This window comes from Brevibacillus sp. NPDC003359 (assembly GCF_042878995.1).
In the GTDB taxonomy this organism is placed as follows: Bacteria; Bacillota; Bacilli; order Brevibacillales; family Brevibacillaceae; genus Brevibacillus.
Genome location: NZ_JBIAOR010000001.1, coordinates 507,319 through 528,656 on the forward strand (window position 1 = coordinate 507,319; position 21,338 = coordinate 528,656).

General features: G+C 47.5%; 15 protein-coding genes and 1 pseudogene. 12 read left to right on the forward strand and 4 right to left on the reverse strand.

What is annotated here, in order from left to right; genetic code table 11:
- Positions 1-59: 59 nt before the first annotated feature.
- Positions 60-2,024, forward strand: coding sequence for an ATP-dependent DNA helicase (locus ACFYU8_RS02450; protein WP_390296161.1), 1,965 nt, complete (start codon positions 60-62; stop codon positions 2,022-2,024).
- 43 nt (positions 2,025-2,067) lie between these two features.
- Here ACFYU8_RS02450 and ACFYU8_RS02455 read toward each other — a convergent pair whose 3' ends face one another.
- Entirely contained in the window at positions 2,068-3,678 is a 1,611-nt protein-coding gene (locus tag ACFYU8_RS02455; protein ID WP_390296159.1) for a multicopper oxidase family protein, read from the reverse strand.
- Positions 3,679-3,951: 273 nt separating this feature from the next.
- On the opposite strand from ACFYU8_RS02455, the gene ACFYU8_RS02460 reads away from it, so the two are divergent.
- The 4 genes and pseudogenes from ACFYU8_RS02460 to ACFYU8_RS02475 all read left to right on the forward strand — a co-directional run bounded on the left by ACFYU8_RS02460 (position 3,952) and on the right by ACFYU8_RS02475 (position 8,189).
- The gene (locus ACFYU8_RS02460) at positions 3,952-4,224 is read left to right on the forward strand and encodes a hypothetical protein (protein ID WP_390296157.1); all 273 of its coding nucleotides are present in this window, start codon (positions 3,952-3,954) and stop codon (positions 4,222-4,224) included.
- Positions 4,225-4,286: 62 nt separating this feature from the next.
- Positions 4,287-4,388, forward strand: a pseudogene (locus tag ACFYU8_RS02465) (DUF1697 domain-containing protein); the annotation flags it as partial.
- A 659-nt stretch (positions 4,389-5,047) separates the two neighbouring features.
- Entirely contained in the window at positions 5,048-7,123 is a 2,076-nt protein-coding gene (locus ACFYU8_RS02470) for an acyltransferase family protein (protein ID WP_390296155.1), read from the forward strand.
- 178 nt (positions 7,124-7,301) lie between these two features.
- Positions 7,302-8,189 (forward strand): DMT family transporter, encoded by an 888-nt coding sequence (locus tag ACFYU8_RS02475; protein WP_390296153.1) that lies wholly within the window; start codon positions 7,302-7,304, stop codon positions 8,187-8,189.
- Positions 8,190-8,251: 62 nt separating this feature from the next.
- On the opposite strand, the gene ACFYU8_RS02480 is transcribed toward ACFYU8_RS02475, so the two are convergent.
- The 3 genes from ACFYU8_RS02480 to ACFYU8_RS02490 form a co-directional block, all read right to left on the reverse strand.
- Positions 8,252-8,779 carry a GNAT family N-acetyltransferase gene (locus tag ACFYU8_RS02480; RefSeq protein WP_390297356.1) on the reverse strand — a complete coding sequence of 176 codons (528 nt, stop codon included), beginning with the start codon at positions 8,777-8,779 and terminating at the stop codon, positions 8,252-8,254.
- Between the two features lie 168 nt (positions 8,780-8,947).
- On the reverse strand, positions 8,948-9,886 hold the full coding sequence (locus ACFYU8_RS02485; RefSeq protein ID WP_390296151.1) for an alpha/beta hydrolase: 939 nt from the start codon (positions 9,884-9,886) through the stop codon (positions 8,948-8,950).
- Between the two features lie 173 nt (positions 9,887-10,059).
- Positions 10,060-11,370: a helix-turn-helix domain-containing protein gene (locus tag ACFYU8_RS02490; RefSeq protein ID WP_390296149.1), complete on the reverse strand. Its 1,311-nt coding sequence runs from the start codon at positions 11,368-11,370 to the stop codon at positions 10,060-10,062.
- Positions 11,371-11,766: 396 nt separating this feature from the next.
- Between ACFYU8_RS02490 and ACFYU8_RS02495 the strand changes: the two genes are divergently transcribed.
- The 7 genes from ACFYU8_RS02495 (at position 11,767) to ACFYU8_RS02525 (ending at position 21,215) form a co-directional block, all read left to right on the forward strand.
- Positions 11,767-12,699: an ABC transporter permease gene (locus ACFYU8_RS02495; protein WP_390296147.1), complete on the forward strand. Its 933-nt coding sequence runs from the start codon at positions 11,767-11,769 to the stop codon at positions 12,697-12,699.
- Between the two features lie 3 nt (positions 12,700-12,702).
- On the forward strand, positions 12,703-13,647 hold the full coding sequence (locus ACFYU8_RS02500) for an ABC transporter permease (RefSeq protein WP_390296145.1): 945 nt from the start codon (positions 12,703-12,705) through the stop codon (positions 13,645-13,647).
- Positions 13,648-13,675: 28 nt separating this feature from the next.
- Positions 13,676-14,695 carry an ABC transporter ATP-binding protein gene (locus ACFYU8_RS02505; RefSeq protein ID WP_390296143.1) on the forward strand — a complete coding sequence of 340 codons (1,020 nt, stop codon included), beginning with the start codon at positions 13,676-13,678 and terminating at the stop codon, positions 14,693-14,695.
- Entirely contained in the window at positions 14,696-15,643 is a 948-nt protein-coding gene (locus tag ACFYU8_RS02510; protein ID WP_390296141.1) for an ABC transporter ATP-binding protein, read from the forward strand.
- 36 nt (positions 15,644-15,679) lie between these two features.
- Entirely contained in the window at positions 15,680-17,308 is a 1,629-nt protein-coding gene (locus tag ACFYU8_RS02515) for a peptide ABC transporter substrate-binding protein (protein ID WP_390296139.1), read from the forward strand.
- Positions 17,309-17,388: 80 nt separating this feature from the next.
- The gene (locus tag ACFYU8_RS02520; protein ID WP_390296137.1) at positions 17,389-19,191 is read left to right on the forward strand and encodes a S9 family peptidase; all 1,803 of its coding nucleotides are present in this window, start codon (positions 17,389-17,391) and stop codon (positions 19,189-19,191) included.
- Between the two features lie 5 nt (positions 19,192-19,196).
- A complete protein-coding gene (locus ACFYU8_RS02525) occupies positions 19,197-21,215 on the forward strand; it encodes a S9 family peptidase (protein ID WP_390296135.1) in 2,019 nt (672 codons plus the stop codon).
- Positions 21,216-21,338: the final 123 nt, after the last annotated feature.

Genomic DNA, 21,338 nt, shown 5'->3' on the forward strand with positions numbered 1-21,338 from the left:
CATCATAACATGTTGGCATCTATGCTTGACGATTTTTCATTATTGGAGGCAGGTCACAATTGGAACGTTATCCTTTTGCCTACGATCCGTCCCAGACATTCATCTCTCAGGTGAGCGATTGGGTAGCGGACGTTTTTTATGAAGTATTGCCTGAGGCTGGATTCGAGGTGCGTGATGAGCAAATCTACATGGCCTTTCAGCTCGAACGGGCTTTTATAGAAAAGCAAACGATTTTTGCAGAGGCGGGAGTAGGAACAGGTAAGACATTGGCTTACTTGCTGTACGCCATTTGCTATGCACGATATACCAGAAAGCCCGCTATCATTGCCTGTGCGAATGAGTCGTTGATTGAGCAGCTTGTAAAACCAGAAGGCGATATTGCCAAACTGGCTCGCCATCTTAACCTGACGATTGACGCGAGACTCGGAAAATCTCCGGACCAATATCTCTGTTTGCGCAAGCTGGATGAGGCGAGATTCCAGCCTGAGACGGGTGAAGCTTTTCAGCATATTTATCAAGAGCTGCCTTCCTTTGTTCATACACACGAGGCCTTGCAGTCGTTTTATCCGTACGGCGATCGCAGCACATATCCTGACCTGGATGATCAAGAATGGGGGCAGATGAACTGGGATACCTTTCAGGATTGCTTTGTGTGCGACAGACAGCATCGCTGTGGGCAGACTCTGTCCAGAAATCATTACCGCCAGTCAGCCGATTTGATTATTTGCTCCCATGACTTCTATATGGAGCATGTGTGGACTTATGAGATTAGGAAACGTGGAGGACAGCTACCGTTGCTGCCATCGCATAGCTCGGTCATTTTTGACGAGGGTCATCTGCTGGAGCCTGCTGCTCAAAAAGCATTGACGTACAAGCTGAATCACTCGGTGTTCGAAGAAACGATTACGCGTGTCTTAAAGGGCGAGATCAGGGAAGAGCTTGCCATTGCCATTGAAGAAGCAATTGCCCAGAGCGAGGAGATGTTCTCCCGACTGAACGAAGAGAGCAAGGCTGTGATGGGCTCCAACCGCAAAGAAATCCACTTTCATCCGGAACTCATTGCAACCATCCACCGTTTTACGAGTCTCGTCAGTTGGATTGAAGAAGAGCTGGCGTTAGAAGGCGGTCTGTATACGTTGGACGAGTTCCAGCTGAGAATTGTCGAAGAGCATCTGGAAATGATGCAGCTGGCACTGGGACTTTTCCAAGACCCGGATCACGTCATTTCCTGGATGAGTGAAGAGATTACAGGGCCTACCTTGGTCGTCATGCCCAAAAAGGTGCAGGAAGTCCTGGAAGAGCGCGTATTCTCGCAAAAGATGCCGATTGTGTTTTCGTCCGCAACGTTATCTGTTGATGGAGCGTTCACATATGTAGCGGACAGCTTGGGCATTGAGCAATACCTGTCTTTCTCGGTGGCTTCTCCGTACGAGTACGACAAGCAAATGGAGGTTTACGTACCGACACTTTCTGCGACCGACTCATTTGCGGAAAAAATGAGCCAGGCTACCCAATTGCTGCAAAAATCAGCGGGAAGTGCGCTTCTGTTGTTTTCCTCCATGGAGGAATTACAGCAATTCAAGGCCGCCATCAAAAACGAGCCTACCTGTACGGATCTGCGATTTTTGTTTGAAGGAGATGCGGAAATCAGTCATCTGATCTCTCAATTCCAAAACGACGAGAAAAGCAGCCTATGTGCGGTGAGCCTGTGGGAAGGGCTAGATGTTCCGGGGCCTTCGCTGTCCAATGTAATCATTTGGTCACTGCCATTCCCGCCGAATGATCCGGTGTTCACAGCAAAACGAAAAAGTGCAGCGAATCCTTTCGACGAGGTAGATATGCCTTACATGCTGTTGAGACTGCGTCAAGGGATCGGTCGATTGATCCGTTCGCGAGAGGATAGCGGTCTGGTATCGATCTTGAGTCCGCAATTGAGCGAAAATGACAAGCTGAGACAGCAAGTTCAGGATGTTTTTCCGACTGGCGTAGAGTGGAAATCGTCGTTGGACGGTGTATTGGCGTAATGAAAAAGCAGGAGCCTTCGTGGCCTCCTGCTTTTTTCTATGGTTATTCCGGCATGTTGCCGACAGTAGGGTCGACAACGAAATCTGGCTTGAAGCCTTCATATTTTACTTCAGATACCATCCCTTGCGCAGCATGGCCCAAATCGTGGCAGTGGAACATCCAGTCTCCTGGATTGTCAGCTTCAAAGGCGACTACATAAGATTCACCCGGCAAAATGTTCAGCGTATCTTTGACCAGTGGGGAGCCAGTGATAGGCTGTCCGTTTTTGCTCAATACTTGGAAGAAATGTCCGTGCAAATGCATGGGGTGGATATCTTTTGGTGATTTGTTCACCATCGTGACTTTGACCAGATTGCCTTTTTTGACGTTGAGTGGGGGGACATCCGGGAACGTTTTTCCATTGATGGTAAAGGCCATTTTTCCATCTGCTGTTTCCGTGTTCAAATTCATTTGATACGTGATGTCGTACTTCTGCTCTAGCGTAAAGTTGCTTTTTGCAGCCTCGCCGTATTTGGTGATGTCGATCGTTGGCATGTCTCCCGCTTCAGATTTGGCTGTTTTTGTTTCTGAGCCTTCGTAGACGATGGGCACGACAAGGGACTTGGCACCTGGATTTGTGCTGCGCTCCTCTAATAACCATTTGCCAGGATTGTTTGCGACAAATTCGAGGTCATATCGTTCTCCTGGTCCGATATTGAGGAGCTGGCCACCCACGAAGGGCGGATTATTGATGGGTTGCCCGTCTGTTGCCACGATTTTAAATTCATGGCCTTGCAGGTTCAGCTTGTGGTTTAAGTATCCGGCATTGATTAGACGGATTCTGACTTTCTCTCTTTCTTTAACAGACAGCGGCTGGATTGCCGGACCTGTTTTTCCGTTCACCGAAAAAATCGTATACATCAACGGCATCATTTCAGCGTCACTCATTGGCATCTCCATACTAGCCATGTTGTGACCACCAGATGAAGAGCTATTCGATGTGGATGCTGGCATTCCGTGGCTCATGCCACTTCCGTGCATCTCCGCCATGCTATCGTCCTGCATCCATTCATCTAGAACGAGGGTAAAGTCCTTATCGGCTGGCTCTGGTATAGCAGGTTCTACCACAAGTGAACCATACAGGCCTTTGTCTACCTGCTTGGCGCTGTTTTGATGCGAGTGGTACCAGTACGTCCCGGCCACGTCCACCTTGAATTTGTAGGTGAAGCTTTCGTTTGGTCTTACGGCATTTTGGGTCACGCCAGGGATTCCGTCCATGTTATTTGGTACGGGTAAGCCATGCCAGTGAATGGTGACGGGCTCGGGCAATTCGTTTTTCAGCGTCACGCTAATGGTTTCCCCTTGTTTGACACGAAGCTGTGGACCTGGAACAGTTCCATTGTACGTCCATGCGTTTTTCATGGTCTTGTCATCGAGGTGGAGCATATTTTCTTTTGCCGTGAGGGTAAACGTATTGCCTGTGAGTACCTCCATCGACGAGTCGCTGGAAGCAGACATCGGCTGTGGTTGCGGTTGTGCGGCTGTTTCGGGTGAAGAATTCATGTTGTGTCCATTATGATCCATCGTGGTATTGTCAGTGGAGCAAGCGGATAACAGCAGAACGCCACCTAGAACGATGGGATAAGCCCATTGGCGTATTTTCCGTTTGTTCATGTGCACTTTTTCCTCCTTTGCGCTGTTGGAGAAAGCGTACCAAACGATTGTGTAGAAAAAATGAAGACGGGATGTATGACACTTCTGTTACGCATTGTGCAAAAATGGGAAAGGATGAGTGGACAAATGCTATAATGGAGTATCGTACATACAAGTAATCAGTAGAATCGGACAGGGATGGTGTTCACGTTTGGGTAACGTAGATTTTGCGAGCTTGCCTTGGAATGTTTTTTGGGTTGGAGTCGCTTATTTTTTGGTCACAGGAGTCTTTTTTTGTCTTGGATTTATGCGATTGCTTTCCGAACGGGTGAAAAGTGGCATCGTATGCATGGTGATTGCGGTTGTCAGTGGTGGTTTTTTCTTGAATTATTTGTTTACTCATCATATTTAAATCTTGATAATCAAGCGAAAATCCTCGTCGGTGCTGGTAATCGATGGGGATTTTATTTTTGTCTTGTGTTTCCCGTTTCGATTGGCGAAAATGGTAGTGATAGGGGAGTAACCGTGGTTGATGTCGCTTTACTTCGGGGGATACCGATTCCATAGCAACGATTACTTACAGATTGGCAAAGGTTATACATACAAGCTTTTGGATTTGGCTATACAACATGCAGAAACTTATTGGCTCAAAGGTTTATCAACAAATGACAATCAGGAATGTCAATACAACTCGCAAAAATTACGAACTGATGCAGGCTGTTGATCAGTAAATCTTTTGTGACAAGTAAACACGTTGCATTTTGCATCTGACAGTGGTGGTCTGCGATGATCTACAATCGTGAAGCTGATGGGGGAAAGTATACCAGCAGCTTCTTTTTTTGTTCCGCGTTTTTACCGGGAAAAAACATGGGTCAGAATGTAAACAGTTTGTAACGAGTTATCCCCCGAAATCGTCATATAATCAGGGTACAAACAACTATTCAGCATGAGTTTTTGTGTGAGACAAGGACCGGGTAATTTCTTTGTGAGACCATCCAATATAAGGAAGGTGTGGTGCATATATAAGGGAGTAAGAGAACAAAAAACAACGAGACAGTGAGTAGTTCATCACATCCTGAATACGGGCAACGATGATGGGAAGAATTCATTTTCCATAAAGATAATGAACGAGATCAACCCCCGTTTTTGCACGATTCCAGAAACAGGGGTTTTTGCATTCATAGAGCACGCATTTCCCGATGTGTAATGACTGCCCCCAACAACAAATGATGAAAACAGAACGGAAGGTAAAAGGGGAGAATGCAGATGTTTTGCATGGCGAGCACGAAGAATCACCATAAAAAAATAAAAAGGACGATGGGTACGGAAAGAATCAATAACCAGAACGAATTAATCACTCGCCATCATGCAACGACAGGAGGCCACCAGCATGCCTGAACCGATCAAAGGCGTAAGCAGCCGATACATGGCTGGGATCGACGGGCTTCGTGCGCTGGCGGTACTCGCAGTCATTATTTATCACTTGAATTACGACTGGGCACCCGGGGGATTGTTGGGTGTCGGGATTTTCTTCGTATTATCGGGATATTTGATTACAGACTTATTAATTGCAGAATGGAATCGTAATGGCAGACTCGACATGAAAGACTTTTGGTTGCGCCGTGCCAGAAGATTGCTCCCAGCGCTTTTCCTCATGCTATTTGTGGTTACGGCAGGGGTAGCCATCTTTTCGCCAGCCCAGTTGGACACGATCCGAGGAGATGTCGGAGCAGCCGTTCTGTACGTGAGTAACTGGTGGCTTGTCTTTCATGACGTATCTTATTTTGAAAAATTCGGTCCGCCTTCACCTTTAGGCCATTTGTGGTCATTGGCAGTAGAAGAACAGTTTTATGTGATTTGGCCATTGGTACTCGCTCTGGGACTTCGTTTCCTGAAGCGCAGAGGGCCAATCATGATCATTACTTTGGTGCTGGCTGCATTATCTGCGATTTCCATGACCGTTTTGTATGAGCCAGGTCTTGATCCGAGTCGTGTTTATTACGGAACGGACACACGGGTATTCGGATTGCTGATCGGTGCCGCACTCGCCATGATGTGGCCGAGTCGCTTGCTTACGACGAACATTTCACAAAAAGCGCGAATCACGCTTGATCTAAGCGGTTTGATTAGCTTAGGGATTCTTTTGTACAGTATTTGGAACACGAATCAATATGATGATTATTTGTACGAGGGCGGGCTAGTCCTTTTGTCTGTCGTCAGTGCGGTGCTGGTCGCGGTACTCGCGCATCCGGCAAGTATTTTGGCGAAATGGATGGGCTGCAAACCATTGCGTTGGATCGGCGTTCGATCCTACGGTATTTATTTGTGGCATTACCCTGTTATCGTTTGGACGAATCCAATTATCGCGGAATGGGAATGGATGGCGGTACCTGGAGCGGTTTTGCAGCTCCTCGCAAGCATTTTGCTGGCATCGTTATCATGGAAATATCTCGAAGAGCCTATTCGCTATGGTGCATTAGGAAGAATCTGGAATCATTCCAATAAGGCTGGGCAGAAAACAAAACGGTTAAACCGTGTATTGGCAACTGGTTGCGCGATTGCTCTTTGTGTCACATATTATGGGATTGCATCGCTTACGTCAGATGCCACCGCTGGAAATATGACGCAGACGCAGCCAACGCAGACTGTCACCGAGACAAAGGTCCCCGACAAGCCCCATGGTCCTGAGGTGCCAATCGTAGAGAAGAAACCGGAAACCGTTCAAAAACCAGCTACTCCACCAACAAAGCCGAAAACCGAGCAGAAGCCAAATAACAACGCCCAGAAGCAGAAGCCCGCGGAGAAGCAGAAAGATTCGAATGCTTCCAAACAGCCTGACCAAAAACAGGAACCGATAAAAGCAATCGGCTCCGGGAAAGGAATTACTGTGATTGGTGACTCTGTCATGATTGACGTGGCTCCTTACCTGGAGAAGCTATTGCCAGGAATCGTCGTTGATGCCAAAATCGGAAGGCAAATGTCCCAAGCTCCTGAGGTGATTGCCCAGCTTAAGGCAAAAGGGCAATTGGGGGATCGTGTCGTGATTGAATTAGGTTCGAACGGCGCGTTTAGTAAAGGTCAGCTCGACAAGCTGTTGCAATCTCTGGATGGCGTAGAGCAAATCATTCTTGTTAATTCTCGCGTACCTAAACCGTGGGAGAGCGTCGTGAATAAGGTGCTGGCGGAAGCTGCTGCTGCCCATCCGCATGTCGTTCTTGTGGATTGGAATGCGGCAAGTGAAGGGCAAAGCTCTTACTTTTACAAAGACGGCGTTCACCCGAATAAGGAAGGCTCGCAAAAATACGCGGCACTCGTGGCGAGTGCAATCGCGCCGACGGAGCCAGAGAAGAAGCCGGAAGTGAAAGAGGAAGAGAAAGCGGAAGAGTCGACAGTGGAAGAGGCAGGGCAGATGGAAGGGGCACTGGAGGCAACTGAGGAAACCCCTATGGAAGAAACGGTACAATAAAACAAAACAAGGGAAGACCAGTGAACCAAGTCGTGCGCTGGTCTTTTTTATGTGACAGAGTGTACAAACAAATATAATTTCCATCAAACTATAGCAGATCAGCTCATGGACTTTTTTCGCTCTCTCCTGTACGATAGCTAACGAAAGAATAATGCATCGGGTGAAAGAAGGAACAATCATGATTCGGTCGTACTTGCTGTTGCTTTTTTGTGTGACGCTGTGGGGTAGTAATTTTGTGTTCGGGAGCATGCTGGTCAAAGAGTTTCCGCCGCTATTTTTAGCGGATGTACGCTTGCTTTTCACGTCTATGTTTCTGATCATTTACGCGTGGCTGACCAAAAAATTCGTAAAAATCACTGCGCGTGAGCTAGGACTTCTTGTCTTGCTCGGATTGATTGGAACGTTGGCGAATCAAACGGCGTATTTCAACGGTCTCTTGACGACAGACGCGACAACGGCATCGCTGATTCTTTCTTTGGCGCCGATCGTCACCGCAGTGCTGGCTTCTTTGTTTTTGAAGGAACAGTTTACCTTACGTATGAAGCTTGGGTCTGGCTTGGCTCTATTGGGAACATTCTTCGTAGTCGGAATTGGGGCAGGACTCTCCATTTCCAAAGGAGTCTTTCTCATTGTGATTGCCATGGTCACATTCTCGTCTTCCATGATCATCATTCGCAAACTGACGCAAACCATGCAGCCGTTTATCGCCACCGTGTACTCGACGACGGTAGGCACTTTGTTTTTGACTCCTGCGGCGTTGTTGACAATCGAGCCTGGGGCGCAGATCAGCCACGAAGTGTGGGCATGGGCGATGCTCATTTTGACCGCGATCCTCATGCAAGGAATATGTGGAATCGTCTGGAATCAGCAATTAAAAGTGGTAGGGACGGGCAAAGCAGCTATTTTTCTTAACTTACAGCCCTTTGTAGCGATGCTGGTCGGATTTTTACTGCTTGGTTCGCAGGTCACGTCGATTCAGGTAGGAGGCTCCTTGTTGATTGTCGTGGGTGTGATTGTTGCCAGTGTTCAAAAGAAACAATCTGTTCAGCCATCTAATTCGGTATAGAGCTATAAGAAAAGGACCTGATGGGAAGGTCCTTTTTTGCATGGTTGGAAAACGAATTGATGCTATACGAATTTGTACATCAGGACATCATCTGCGTATTCATTCTCAGCCAGCTTGAATTCTTTTACTTTTCGTCCTTCTTCCACAAAACCAAGGCATTTGTATAAAGCAATCGCTCTCAGATTGTTGGAGAACACGCCTAAGCTCACTTTTTCAATGAGCGGATGTTGCTCAGTCCAAGCTAACAACTCCTTCAATAAAACCTTGCCGATGCCCTTATTTCTGTGAGCTTTCTGGATCATCATCGTGATCGAACCTGTATGAGACAAACGTTTGCGAGCCGGAGAAACGAACACGACCATGCCAGCCAATTCACCGTTTATTTCCGCTACGAACATAGTTTCCCTGTCATTGTCGATGATGTTTTGTATCCACTCAAGCTGCTGATCCATGGTTTTGTTAAACTCTTCGGAAACAGCAATAAAAAATTCACCTTCACAAACCACATCACGCTGCAAAGATAAAATGGCTGCCGCATCCTCGATACGAACGAAACGAATGGTCACTTTGTCGTCTGTATGTCTAGTCAATGATTTCACCCTTCCCCCCATGTTGATGCCTAACAATTTCCCCTTTCCAAAGAAAATCCCCTTCTTTCCATGGAACATGGCGCTCTGGAAAAAAGGAAGCGTAAGCAGTCGAGAAAGGAGAGGAACATCCCCTGTTCGCAGGCTTACGCTTTTTTTATCCAATATGGCCTACATTTTGAAAGCTTTTCGTAATTGTGCTGACATCTCATCCAACGATTCTTGCGCTTGCTTGATAGTAGTATGGAATCCGATGAAGGAATGGATCAAGCCTTGTTCATTTCGATAGACGACATCGACGCCGCTTTCACGTAGCTTGTCTGCATATGTTTTTCCGCCATCTCGCAAAGGGTCGTATTCGGCTGTAATCACCATGGCAGGAGGCAGACCAGTGAGATCGGCTCCGTTGATCGGATCAAGATATGGATTTTGGAGATCGGAAGGTGGTAGATAATGAGAAAGGAACCAATTCAGCAATTCCACATCCATCAAATAGCCACTCGCATTTTCCTGCATGGATGGATAGGGAGCGGTGTCCACAATTCCTACGGCTGGATATATTAACAATTGATAAACAATAGATGGGGCCAGTCGTTCTTTAGCTATGAGACTCACGACTGTGGCAAAATTACCTCCGGCGCTATCTCCCCCTACTGCTATCCGTGATGGGTCAATGTCAAACTGATCGGCATGGTCTGAAATATATAAGAGAGAATCATAGGCATCTTCCAATCCAGCAGGAAAAGGATGTTCTGGAGCGAGCCGATAATCGATAGATATGACCACACATTTTGCGTTATTTGCGAAGTTGCGGCATACCGAGTCTACCGTTTCGAGATTGCCAATCACGAATCCGCCTCCATGATAGTACACGAGTGCAGGGAAGGGTGCTTGTCCTTCTGGTGTGTATATGCGAATCGGAATAGAACGACCTTCTAAGGGAAGCGATAGATTCTCTACCTTTTTTACCTGTTCACGTTCCACGCCTGAATCTCGATTTTGATCAGTCGCCATTCGCATAATTTGTGGTGTCAATTGGTTGAAATCAACATCATGACGTGAGCGGTTGAAGACGTCTAATATTTGTTGAATTTGTGGATGAACGGGCATGTGTACGCCCCCCTAATCGAATGATATTTGGATAGCTTACACGTATGACCAGAATGGAAAGAGGAGAGCGCTGAACCGCTGAGAGAAATAGCACGAGAAAAAAGCGCAAGCAATGATCCACAAAAGAAGTTTTCTGGAAATCACAAGCTTACGCCTTTCTCATGGAGAAACAATTAAGTGGTTTGTGGGGAGGGGAGTATACGATAAATCTTTCGTGGGCGCCCTCGGTTCGTAGGCGTTTCTTCCCCAATGAGTTCGATGATGTTGTGCTGTGCTAGATCACTTAGTATTCTTCGCGCATTGCGAGGGGTCATGCCCATCCATTCTGCAATCATCGAAGCGCTGATATATTTTTGCCCCAGCGCTTTTTGGACGGAAATAATTTTGTTAAACGTCGTAATACTGACCCCGGCTTTTTTCAGATTATCACTGATTTCTTTGTCCTGCGTCCAATATTCGTAACTGATGCTGTTCGTCTGACGTAGCGGTCCTTCAATCGATCCGTCATGGTCGACGAGGATAGCGGCATCTCTATGGTTTTTGGCATGGCCGAGAGCGAGCTGTGCATTGCGCTCAGCAGACAATGCTGTGACACCAAAGCCGATTCCCATATTGGCATGCGAATTGGTGAGCAGCTTGATTTTTTCCAAAAGAATCGTGGGGTGAAATTCCGGATTTTCTTCGAATGAACCCCGGGTGGAAAAAATGATGAACTTGGAATTGCCAACGGCGACGAAGCTGCCTGATATCGACTCCGTGTAATCCAGCACTAGCTCTTGTAGCTTCAGGTCGAGGCGGCGTAGCTCGTACGCGTTTGCAGGTTCATTTACGAGCTTTTCCATGTCAGTTACCTCAATCAATTGAACTGCAATTTGGGAGCGCTTGAAGTGGAGCGTTTCTCCCTCTTGCAGAATTTGCTTGAAAATCTCTCGAAATATGAAGCGCGTGAAGCCCATTCGGTATACTCTTATTCCTTGTCGCTTTAATTCTTCGGTGACGAAAAGCGTTCCCGTGACACAAGCGTCTACCTTGCCTTCCATGATAAGGCGGGTGTGATAGGCTACCAATTCAGATCGCATTCTGAATTCTTTATACGGCTTTAGGTATGGATTCTCACATTGCAGGCTCAATTCCTCTAACGTCTCACGAAAATGTGCTTCCGAAATGGTATCGAAGCTCACGCGATCTAAAGAAAAACCATCGCGGTATACCAATTCGAGCAATACTTTGGTCAGGACACTTGAATTGACTTGCGGATAAAAGGCTTTTTTCTTGCCAATATGCGCTTTTGCCATCGAGTAGGGGGCGACTCCAGAGAAGAACCAGATGTCTATTTCCATATCATTTTCGGCTACATGGGCAGGTACTTGTTCCACTCCTTGATAAATATAGGAGGTGAGCAGGATGTGATCGGAAAACTCACGTCCCACAGCTACCATTGCATCTACTGAATCTTTTGGACCGACTATGCCAACTTTTATCATCAAAATGTCCTCCAAAAAAGTTAAACTACGGGATAAACAATTCGTCAGGAAGGAGATCCATCCTTTTTTCGGCAATCTAGTATGCCCGTCTTTCTTATATAGATAAAATATAACCCATCAAATGGGTATGCGAGTTGTAGCGACCACGAAGCGTTAAATAGGGATGTTTTAGGGAAAATTTCCGTATTAATCGTTGTATATTTGACAACTTTCAGCAAATTCCTTTATGGATCGATGCAAAAAATAAAAAAATCAGAATTGACATTAAATAATTACGGCACTATATTGTTGAATTAAGGAATGTTTTAGGTCAATTTCCGTTAAAGGATTTTCAAAAGGAGGGTGCGTTGAATTTTCTTAATCTTTTCGCAAGTCTGGACTAGGGGGCTCGTATAGATGTCGCGTTATTTACTTAAAAGAATTCTGATGATGGTACTCACCTTGTGGATCATTGTAACGTTGACTTTCAGCCTGATGCACATGATCCCTGGTGATCCTTTCGCTTCAGAGTCAGATCAGTTGCCCGAGCAAATTTTGTTGAATCTGCGTGCCAAATACAATCTGGATGAACCGCTGCCGATGCAGTATTTACTTTATCTAAAAAGTTTGGTCATGCTCGATTTAGGACCTTCTATTAAGTCGGAGACACGCGGTGTCAATGATATGATCAAAGATGGTTTCGGAGCATCTGCAATGATCGGTTTGCAGGCGATAGCAGTGGCCCTTTTTTTCGGACTTTTATTCGGAACAATTGCGGCATTAAACCGAAATACCTGGATTGATTATACGGCGATGGTCATGGCTGTATTAGGGATTGCTGTACCAAGCTTTATCATGGCGCCATTGCTCATTAATTACTTGGCAATCAAATTGCCGTTATTCCCAGTAGCGACGCTTACCAGCTGGAAGCATTCGGTTCTGCCATCTCTCGCACTTGCTTTTGGGCCATTGGCAATCATTACTCGCTATATGAGAACGAGCATGATCGACGTGATGAACCAGAATTACATACGGACCGCTGAGGCGAAAGGAATTCCGACTTTTCTGATAGTGATCAAGCATGGAATCCGCAACGCCATTTTGCCGATCGTCACGTTTATGGGACCGCTCATCGCAGGTTTATTAACCGGAACATTCGTCGTCGAAAAGATTTTTGCGGTACCTGGGATCGGTAAGTACTTCGTCGATGGCATTTTCAATCGAGATTATCCTGTTATTCTGGGAACCACGGTATTCTACAGTGCCATCTTAGTACTCATTATCTTCTTGATTGATCTGGCCTATATGTTAGTCGATCCACGAATCAAACTATCGAGCAAGGGGAGGTAGCCAATGGCGGTAGATCAATCAGTAAATGAGTTGTTTCGACCAAGAGCTCAAAAAGCAGATGGACAGATCGCCCAAATGCGACCGAGCCTGACTCATTTTCAACAAGTAACGAGAAAGCTCGTCAGAAACAAGCTGGCGATGGTGGGCTTGACCCTGATTATTATGCTGATTGCCATGGCGATTATCGGACCACATCTCGTTCCGTACAGCTATTCCGATCAGAGTCTCTTGAACGCGAATCAGGAAATTTCGGGCGAGCATTGGTTCGGAACAGATGAGCTGGGACGCGACATGTTTTCACGGACATGGTACGGTGCGCGGATTTCACTCATTATCGGAATATCGGCAGCGTTAATTGACTTGGTCATCGGTGTGACTGTTGGCGGTATTGCCGGATACATGGCCGGTCGAGGCAAAAAGGGAGACAGAATCGATACGATCATTATGCGATTGATCGAGGTATTGTACGGACTGCCGTACCTGCTCGTGGTGATCATGCTGATGGTTGTCATGGAGCCAGGAATTGTTACCATCATCATCGCGTTGTCCGCAACCGGTTGGGTAGGGATGGCTCGTCTCGTTCGGGGACAAATCCTGCAATTGAAAAATCAGGAGTTCATCATGGCAGCGCAAGTGCTCGGGGCAAAATTCCCACGCATTCTGTTGCGCCACTTGATTCCGAACACCATCGGGGTCATCATCGTGAACTTGACGTTTACCATTCCGTCGGCGATATTTGCAGAATCTTTCCTCAGTTTTTTGGGATTGGGTGTGCAAGCGCCAATCGCTAGCTGGGGCACGATGACCAACGATGCACTCGGCGTCATTTTAACAGGGGATTGGTGGAGACTTTTCTTCCCGGCCTTGATGATTTCCTTGACGATGTTTGCCTTCAACGTCTTCGGTGATGGCTTGCAGGACGCATTGGACCCAAGAATTCGCGAGTAACCTCGCCACGAAGATAGGAGGATCACACATGGCGGATCATTTGCTACAAGTAGAAAACCTCCGCGTACATTTCAAAACGTACGGTGGAGAGGTACAGGCTGTACGGGGCGTTACCTTTCATGTTGATCGTGGCGAGACGCTTGCGGTAGTGGGAGAGAGCGGCTGTGGAAAGAGTGTAACCGCCCAAGCGATCATGGGGTTGATCCCGAACCCACCGGGAAGAATCGTGGATGGCCAGATTCGTTTTGACGGAAAAGTCATCACGGGGATGAACAAGAAGGAATTGCTTTCGGTTCGTGGGGCCGAGATCGGGATGGTCTTCCAGGACCCGATGACGGCACTGAACCCTACGATGAAGGTCGGTGCCCAAATCGTTGAGGGATTTGTTCGTACCCATCAGGTCAGCAAAGAAGAGGCACGTAAAAAAGCGATGGAGATGCTTCGTCTGGTCGGTATCCCCGATCCGGAAAAACGGGTCGATCAATACCCGCATGAGTTTTCCGGGGGAATGAGGCAGCGTGTCGTCATCGCGATTGCACTCGCCAATAACCCAAAGCTGGTCATTGCGGATGAACCAACGACGGCATTGGATGTAACGATACAAGCACAGATATTGGATTTGCTCCGAGAATTGCAGGAACAGCAGCAGCTCTCCATCGTGATGATTACACATGACTTGGGTGTCGTAGCCGAAATCGCGCACCGGGCCGTGGTTATGTATGCAGGAATTGTTGTGGAAACAGGCAAAGTAGAGGATATTTTCGCAAATCCGAAGCATCCGTACACATGGGGCTTGATGCGCTCTCTGCCGCGGATCGATGGGGTGGAAAAGGAACGACTGGTACCGATCGAGGGAACGCCACCAGATTTATTCCACCCGCCAAAAGGCTGTCCGTTCGCTCCGCGTTGTCAGTTTGCGATGGAAATATGCGAGCAGCACATGCCAGACGCTTCTACCTTCTCCGAGGGTCATCAAGCTGCATGTTGGCTACATGATCCACGGGCACCGAAGCTGGAAGAACTGGTGGCAGCAGGGAGGCAGACGTAGATGAGCCAAGCGTTGGTTGAAGTCAAAAATCTAAAAAAGCATTTTGAGATCGGTAATGGAGTTACGCTAAAGGCGGTCGACGGCGTTACCTTCACGATTAATCGCGGTGAGACACTCGGGCTTGTCGGGGAGAGCGGCTGCGGAAAGTCGACGTTGGGCAGAACGATGATTCGCCTCTATGAAAATACAGATGGAGAAGTTTTGTTCAAAGGAAAAAATGCACACCGCTTAAAGGGGAAAGATGCAGAGCAGTTCCACCGCGACGTCCAAATGATTTTTCAAGACCCGCAAGCAAGTCTGAATCCGCGCATGACCGTCATGGACATTATTGCGGAAGGCTTGGATATTCACGGCTTGTCCCGTGGCGCAAGAGCGGATCGGGTCAAAGAATTGCTGGAGCTCGTTGGTTTGTCTAAGGAACATGCGAACCGATTCCCCCATGAGTTCAGTGGAGGCCAAAGGCAGCGGATCGGGATTGCCCGGGCGCTTGCGGTCGAACCTGAATTTATCATCGCGGATGAACCGATTTCGGCGCTTGATGTGTCGATTCAAGCGCAGGTCGTGAATCTTTTGGAAGACTTGCAGCAGGACAGGGGGCTGACATACTTGTTTATCGCCCACGATTTGTCCATGGTAAAGCACATTTCCACTCGAATCGGAGTGATGTACCTTGGAAAAATGGTAGAAATGGCAAACAGCTTCGAGCTGTACGCGAAGCCACTTCATCCATATACCCAAGCGCTGCTGTCTTCGATTCCGATTCCTGATCCTACGATCAAGCGGGAACGCATCATTTTGCAGGGCGATTTGCCGAGTCCTGCCAACGCTCCAAGCGGTTGTGTTTTCCGAACAAGATGCCCAAAGGCCATGGAGCAATGCGCGGCACAGATTCCTGAATGGCAGGAAGCCGCACCGAACCATTGGGTGGCTTGTCATCTCTATCAGTAGTTCGATTTTCTATCTTAATATATAGGGGGAAACAACGTGAAGAAATTAGCTGCCTTTGCCCTGTCGCTCTCGCTCGTCATTCCGGCTCTAGCTGGTTGCGGCGGTAGTGGCGAGTCAGCATCAACTGGAGGTACCACTACTCCAGGCGCTGCTGCCAAACAAGAAGTCGTGTTCAATGCCAAGTCCGAGCCACCAGATTTGAACCCGCTCACCTCGACTGATACGACGTCCTTCTGGATCATGGATCATTTGGGGGAAGGCTTGTACACCAAGGATAAGGACGGTAATCCGATCCTGGGACAAGCCAAGGAAGTGAAGCTGTCGGATGACAAGCTGAAGTACACGTTCATTTTGCGCGACGATGTGAAATGGACCAACGGCGAGCCGTTGACAGCAGAGGATTTTGCCTACACGTATATGAAGCATCTTGATCCAGCAACTGCATCTACGACAGCGTATCTGCTCTATTACATAAAAGGAGCAGAGGCGTACAACAAAGGTACTGGAAAACCTGAGGATGTAGGCATCAAGGCAGTAGATGCCAAAACACTCGAAATAGAATTGGTCGCACCTACGTCGTACTTTGACAAAATGCTCGCTACCCGTTACTGGCACCCAATCAACAAGAAGCAAGCAGAAGCCGAGCGGAAATGGGCAGCAAATTCGGACACCTACATCTCCAATGGTGCTTACAAACTTGTTTCCTGGAAGCATGACTCCGAGCTCGTGATTGAAAAGAACGAGCATTATTGGAACAAAGCTGACGTAAAAATGGAGAAGATCACCTGGAAAATGGTGAATGACGCCACGACTGCTTATCAGATGTACAAGAGCGGTGAGCTCGACTTCAACAAAGAGATGCCATCTGACATTATCGCGCAAGAAAAATCGAGCCCAGACTTTAAATCCGTTCCTTACTACGGTACCTATATGTACATGTTTAACGTAACGAAAGAGCCATTTACGAATAAAAAAGTTCGCAAAGCATTCGCCATGTCGCTTGACCGTAAAGCATTGTCAGAAATGGTTAGCCAAGGTGGAGAGACACCAGCTTACTCCATGGTTCCGCGTGGAGCGATGCAACCAAACGGAAAAGACTTCCGCGAAGAGGGCGGAGACTACTTCAAAGAAGATTACGAAGCAGCGAAGAAGTTGCTGGCTGAAGGTATGCAAGAAGAAGGCTGGTCCACACTGCCAGAAGTTACACTCATGTACAACACCGATGAAAGCCACAAGAAAATAGCGCAAGCGATCCAAGAAATGCTCAAGAAAAATTTGGGCGTAGAAGTGAAAATGACAAACCAAGAGTGGAAAGTGTATCTGGATACAACGAAACAAAAGAACTATCAAATGGGCCGTATGGGCTGGGTAGGTCAAATCAACGACCCTGCGTTTAACCTTGACTACTATTTGGGTGAAAGCCCGAACAACCGTACAGGTTGGGTGAACAAAGAGTATGATCAGTTGAATATGGCGGCAAAAGTTGAGCAAGACCCGAACAAGCGTATGGAATTGCTCCATCAGGCAGAAGCCATTTTGATGGAAGAAATGCCGTTCATTCCAGTTTACCACTACCAACAAAACTACTTGGTGAAACCAAACCTGGAAGGTCTCACCTATCCAGTCAACGCGTTCCCAAGCGCGCGCTGGGCAACAAAAAAATAGAAAAAAAGAGGAGCTTCTCCTCTTTTTTCTCTTTACATACTCCAACCTACGTCTAGTAAAAGAAGAAAGGATGATTTCTCGTGATTTTGGATTACCTGCAAGTGAAATCCGCCTATCAATTGAAGGTGGTACCACAGCGTAGAGAGATTACCTTTTTAACGAAGCTGACAGGTATCGCGCAGTTGTGGCGCTGGAATGAAGAGACCAACTGCTCGGAGCAAGTGACCTTTTTGCCTGATCGTGTGGTAGAAGTTGACCACTCCCTGTGCGGAACGAAAACGATTGTCGGTATGGACAACAAGGGTGACGAGCGGCAGCAGTTCTTTTTGCTAACGGAAAATGGTGCAGTTGTGAAGCCGCTGACAGATGCTCCTGCTTATTTTCACTATTTGGGAGGCTGGTCTCCGTGTGGGCAAAAGATCGCGTGGTCCAGCAATCGTCGCAATCCGCGCAGCTTTGATATTTTTGTTCAGGATGTCGAGAGTGGTGCGTATGAGGAAGTCTTCCGCTATGACGGTCGCACAGATCCAATCGGTTGGCTGCCAGATGGAACAGGGCTCATTTTCAGTGTACAGGAGACCAACATTGACAATAGTCTGTATTTGTTGAATCTGCAAACGAAGGAAGCTCAAAAGCTCGCCATTTGCAGCAAACATGGTCGCTATCATTCCTTGGTATTGTCGAAAGACGGCCAAACGGGATATCTCGTAACCGACTGCGATGCAAATACGAAAGCTCTGTGCCGCTTTTCACTGGATACAGGAGAGCTGGACAAACTGGTGCACGACCCTAAATGGGACATCGAGGAGGCCAAATTATCTCTAGATGAGACGCTACTTGCCTTCACGATAAATGAAGGAGGCTACTCCGTTCTCGCTCTCTATTCCTTGACGGAGCAACGCTGGGAGCGGGTGGAGGAAGCACCACGTGGCGTGATCTCTTCCTTGGAGTGGGTGAGCGATGATCAGCTCGCCTATACATTGAAAAGTCCTACACTTCCTGGCGACATCTGGACCTACACCATTTCGGAGCAAACGAGCCGACGTGTGACTAACATTGGTCAATCCGATGTTCTTGATGATAAACTCATCGAGCCGGAATTGTGTTCCTTTCCCTCATTTGATGGCTTGGAGGTTCCGTATTTCCTCTATGCCAAAGATAGTTCTGAACATGCAGAGAAAAAACCAGTCGTCGTCTATGTGCATGGCGGGCCGGAGAGCCAAATTCGACCAGAGTATCATCCTGTTTTTCAATTTTTGGCGAACGAAGGCTTCACGGTGGTAGCACCGAATGTTCGCGGAAGCATGGGCTACGGTCGGGAATATGTCCAGCTCGATGATCGCCGCAAGCGGATGGACTCTGTAGCAGATTTGGCTTGGCTAGTCAAAGATTTAGGCAAACGCCCAAGCGTTGATCCGAATGCGATTGGCATCATGGGACGCAGCTACGGTGGCTTCATGACACTGGCTGCTCTTACACATTACCCTGACCTTTGGGCGGCAGGGGTTGACATTGTAGGGATTTCTCACTTTAAGACCTTTTTGGAAAACACCGGGGCATGGAGGCGGAGACTGCGTGAGGTCGAATACGGTTTCCTTGGGGAAGACGATGACTTTTTTGAAGAAATTGCTCCTTTGAACCATTCCCATAAAATCACGGCACCGCTCCTTGTATTCCATGGGCGGAATGATACCCGTGTTCCCGTCAGTGAAGCAGAACAGCTCGTAGCAGACATGCGAGGTAGAGGACAAGAAGTCGATTTGTACATTTTTGAGGATGAAGGGCACTTTACCGAAAAGCTGGACAATCACATCACGTTGAATCAAAAAATTTCCCGGTTCTTTTTGGAGCGACTTGCATCCACCAATAAAATCGAGGAGTGATTGGCATGACTCAAATCCAAAGAGGCATAACGGCTGACGACTTGTATCAAATGCGGTATGCGAGTGATCCGCAGCTATCTCCAGACGGAAAAACGCTGGCCTATGTTGAAAACCAGATTGATGAGTCCCGTGCTTACCAAAATCACTTGTATTTACGCAGAATGGATGCTGATGATCCACAGCCCTTGACGTCTGGCTCCCGGGACACCTTCCCGCGCTGGTCGCCAGATGGTTCGAAGATTAGCTTCGTCTCAAATCGATCTGGAAAACCACAGATTTGGTTGATCGATGCAAACGGAGGAGAAGCAAGGCAGCTCACGCGTTGCAAAAACGGCGTCAGCAATCCGACCTGGTCGCCTGACGGCCAATACATTGTCTTCTCGTCGCTCCTGGATGCAGGTGAAACATTCGCAGACCTGGAGGGAACCGAGGCGAAAGAAAATGCCAAAGCCATCCATGTCGGAAGAATGAAGTACAAATCCGATGATCTTGGGTTCATTTACGAGAAAAACAAGCAACTGGCCATTGTTCATGTAGAAACGGGCGAGGTTACACCACTCAGCGATGGACCATACAATCATACGATCGGCTCTTGGTCGCCGGATGGAAAATGGGTCGCCATTACGGCGAACCGAGAAGAAGACCCTGATTTTCAGCACAGTGTCGACGTTTTTCTCATCCCTACTGAAGGGGGAGAATGGAAAAAGCTGACCAACAGTAAGGGGACTTTTGCCTATCCAACATGGTCACATGACGGCAAAAAGCTAGCGTATATCGGAAGCGAACTGGACACATATTTGTACGCAGCGCAGAAGCGCATCTGGGTCTATGATTTTGAAAAGGGCGACTATACATGCATCACAGCTGATTGGGACGTTCAGGTTGGCGATTCCACCATCGGGGACATGCGCTCGCCAGGCCATCCGAATCCAGGTGCTGTATGGACAGCAGACGGAACAGGCATGTATTTCATCGCAAGTGAGCGAGGAAATTCCGGCATTTATCACGTAACGCTGGACGGACAAGTCACCCATGTTGTAGCGGGCAACCGGAATATTTACGGCTTTTCGCTGCATGAAAAAGAACAAACGGTGGTTGCTGCGATCAGTGACCCGTTTACTCCTGGTGATTTGTATCAGGTAAGTCTGAAGGACGGAGAAGCAAAACGCCTGACAGCAGTGAACAAAGAGCTCTTTGCGGGCATTGAGCTACCTGTTCCTGAAGAGATTGAGTTTGTTGCAAAGGATGGCTGGAAGCTGCACGGTTGGATGCTCAAGCCTGTCGGTTTTGAAGAAGGAAAAAAATACCCGATGGTTTTGCAAATTCATGGCGGGCCTCACTCCATGTACGGGAATACGTTTTTCCACGAATTCCAGCTGCTCGCCGCAAAAGGCTACGCCGTACTGTACACGAATCCGAGGGGGAGCTTTGGCTACGGAGAGCGTTTTGTTCAGGCGTGCTGCGGAGACTATGGAGGGAACGATTATCGCGATTTGATGACGGCTGTGCAATATGCATGCGATCATTTCGATTTTATTGATGAGGACCGCTTGGGTGTCGCAGGTGGCAGCTATGGTGGCTTCATGACAAACTGGATTGTTGGGAAAACCAATCGATTCAAAGCGGGTGTAACAGATCGGAGTATCTGCAACTGGGTAAGTTTTTACGGTGTCAGTGATATCGGTTATTACTTTACTGCCGAGGAGATTCAGGCAAATCCATTCACGAATCCGGAAAAAATGTGGCAGCATTCACCGATTCGTTTGGTGGAGAACATCGAGACGCCTCTGTTGATCATGCATGGAGAACATGACTACCGTTGCCCGATCGAACAGGCTGAGCAGCTTTATGTAACATTGAAGCACCAAGGTAAGGCGCCGGTGTCGTTTGTCCGCTTCCCGGGTGCAAGTCATGAATTATCCCGCAGTGGTGATCCTCGGCAGCGCGTGTTGAGACTGCAATATACGACGGATTGGTTTGACAACTATCTGACTTTAGACAAGAAAGTAAAAATAGAGGAATAATCGTAAACCAGTCAAACACGTTATTTTGTGTTTTGACTGGTTATTTCTATTTCCATTTTAGAAAGGGATAACTTGAATGATATAAACAACAAGCGAGCATAATATGGAAAAAGAAACCACAAA

Coding starts and splice junctions, on each gene's coding strand:
- ACFYU8_RS02455 (WP_390296159.1), bottom strand. CDS start 3,678: ATGAACAAACGGAAAATACGCCAATGGGCTTATCCCATCGTTCTAGGT.
- ACFYU8_RS02470 (WP_390296155.1), top strand. CDS start 5,048: ATGCCTGAACCGATCAAAGGCGTAAGCAGCCGATACATGGCTGGGATC.
- ACFYU8_RS02475 (WP_390296153.1), top strand. CDS start 7,302: ATGATTCGGTCGTACTTGCTGTTGCTTTTTTGTGTGACGCTGTGGGGT.
- ACFYU8_RS02485 (WP_390296151.1), bottom strand. CDS start 9,886: ATGCCCGTTCATCCACAAATTCAACAAATATTAGACGTCTTCAACCGC.
- ACFYU8_RS02490 (WP_390296149.1), bottom strand. CDS start 11,370: ATGATAAAAGTTGGCATAGTCGGTCCAAAAGATTCAGTAGATGCAATG.
- ACFYU8_RS02495 (WP_390296147.1), top strand. CDS start 11,767: ATGTCGCGTTATTTACTTAAAAGAATTCTGATGATGGTACTCACCTTG.
- ACFYU8_RS02500 (WP_390296145.1), top strand. CDS start 12,703: ATGGCGGTAGATCAATCAGTAAATGAGTTGTTTCGACCAAGAGCTCAA.
- ACFYU8_RS02505 (WP_390296143.1), top strand. CDS start 13,676: ATGGCGGATCATTTGCTACAAGTAGAAAACCTCCGCGTACATTTCAAA.
- ACFYU8_RS02510 (WP_390296141.1), top strand. CDS start 14,696: ATGAGCCAAGCGTTGGTTGAAGTCAAAAATCTAAAAAAGCATTTTGAG.
- ACFYU8_RS02525 (WP_390296135.1), top strand. CDS start 19,197: ATGACTCAAATCCAAAGAGGCATAACGGCTGACGACTTGTATCAAATG.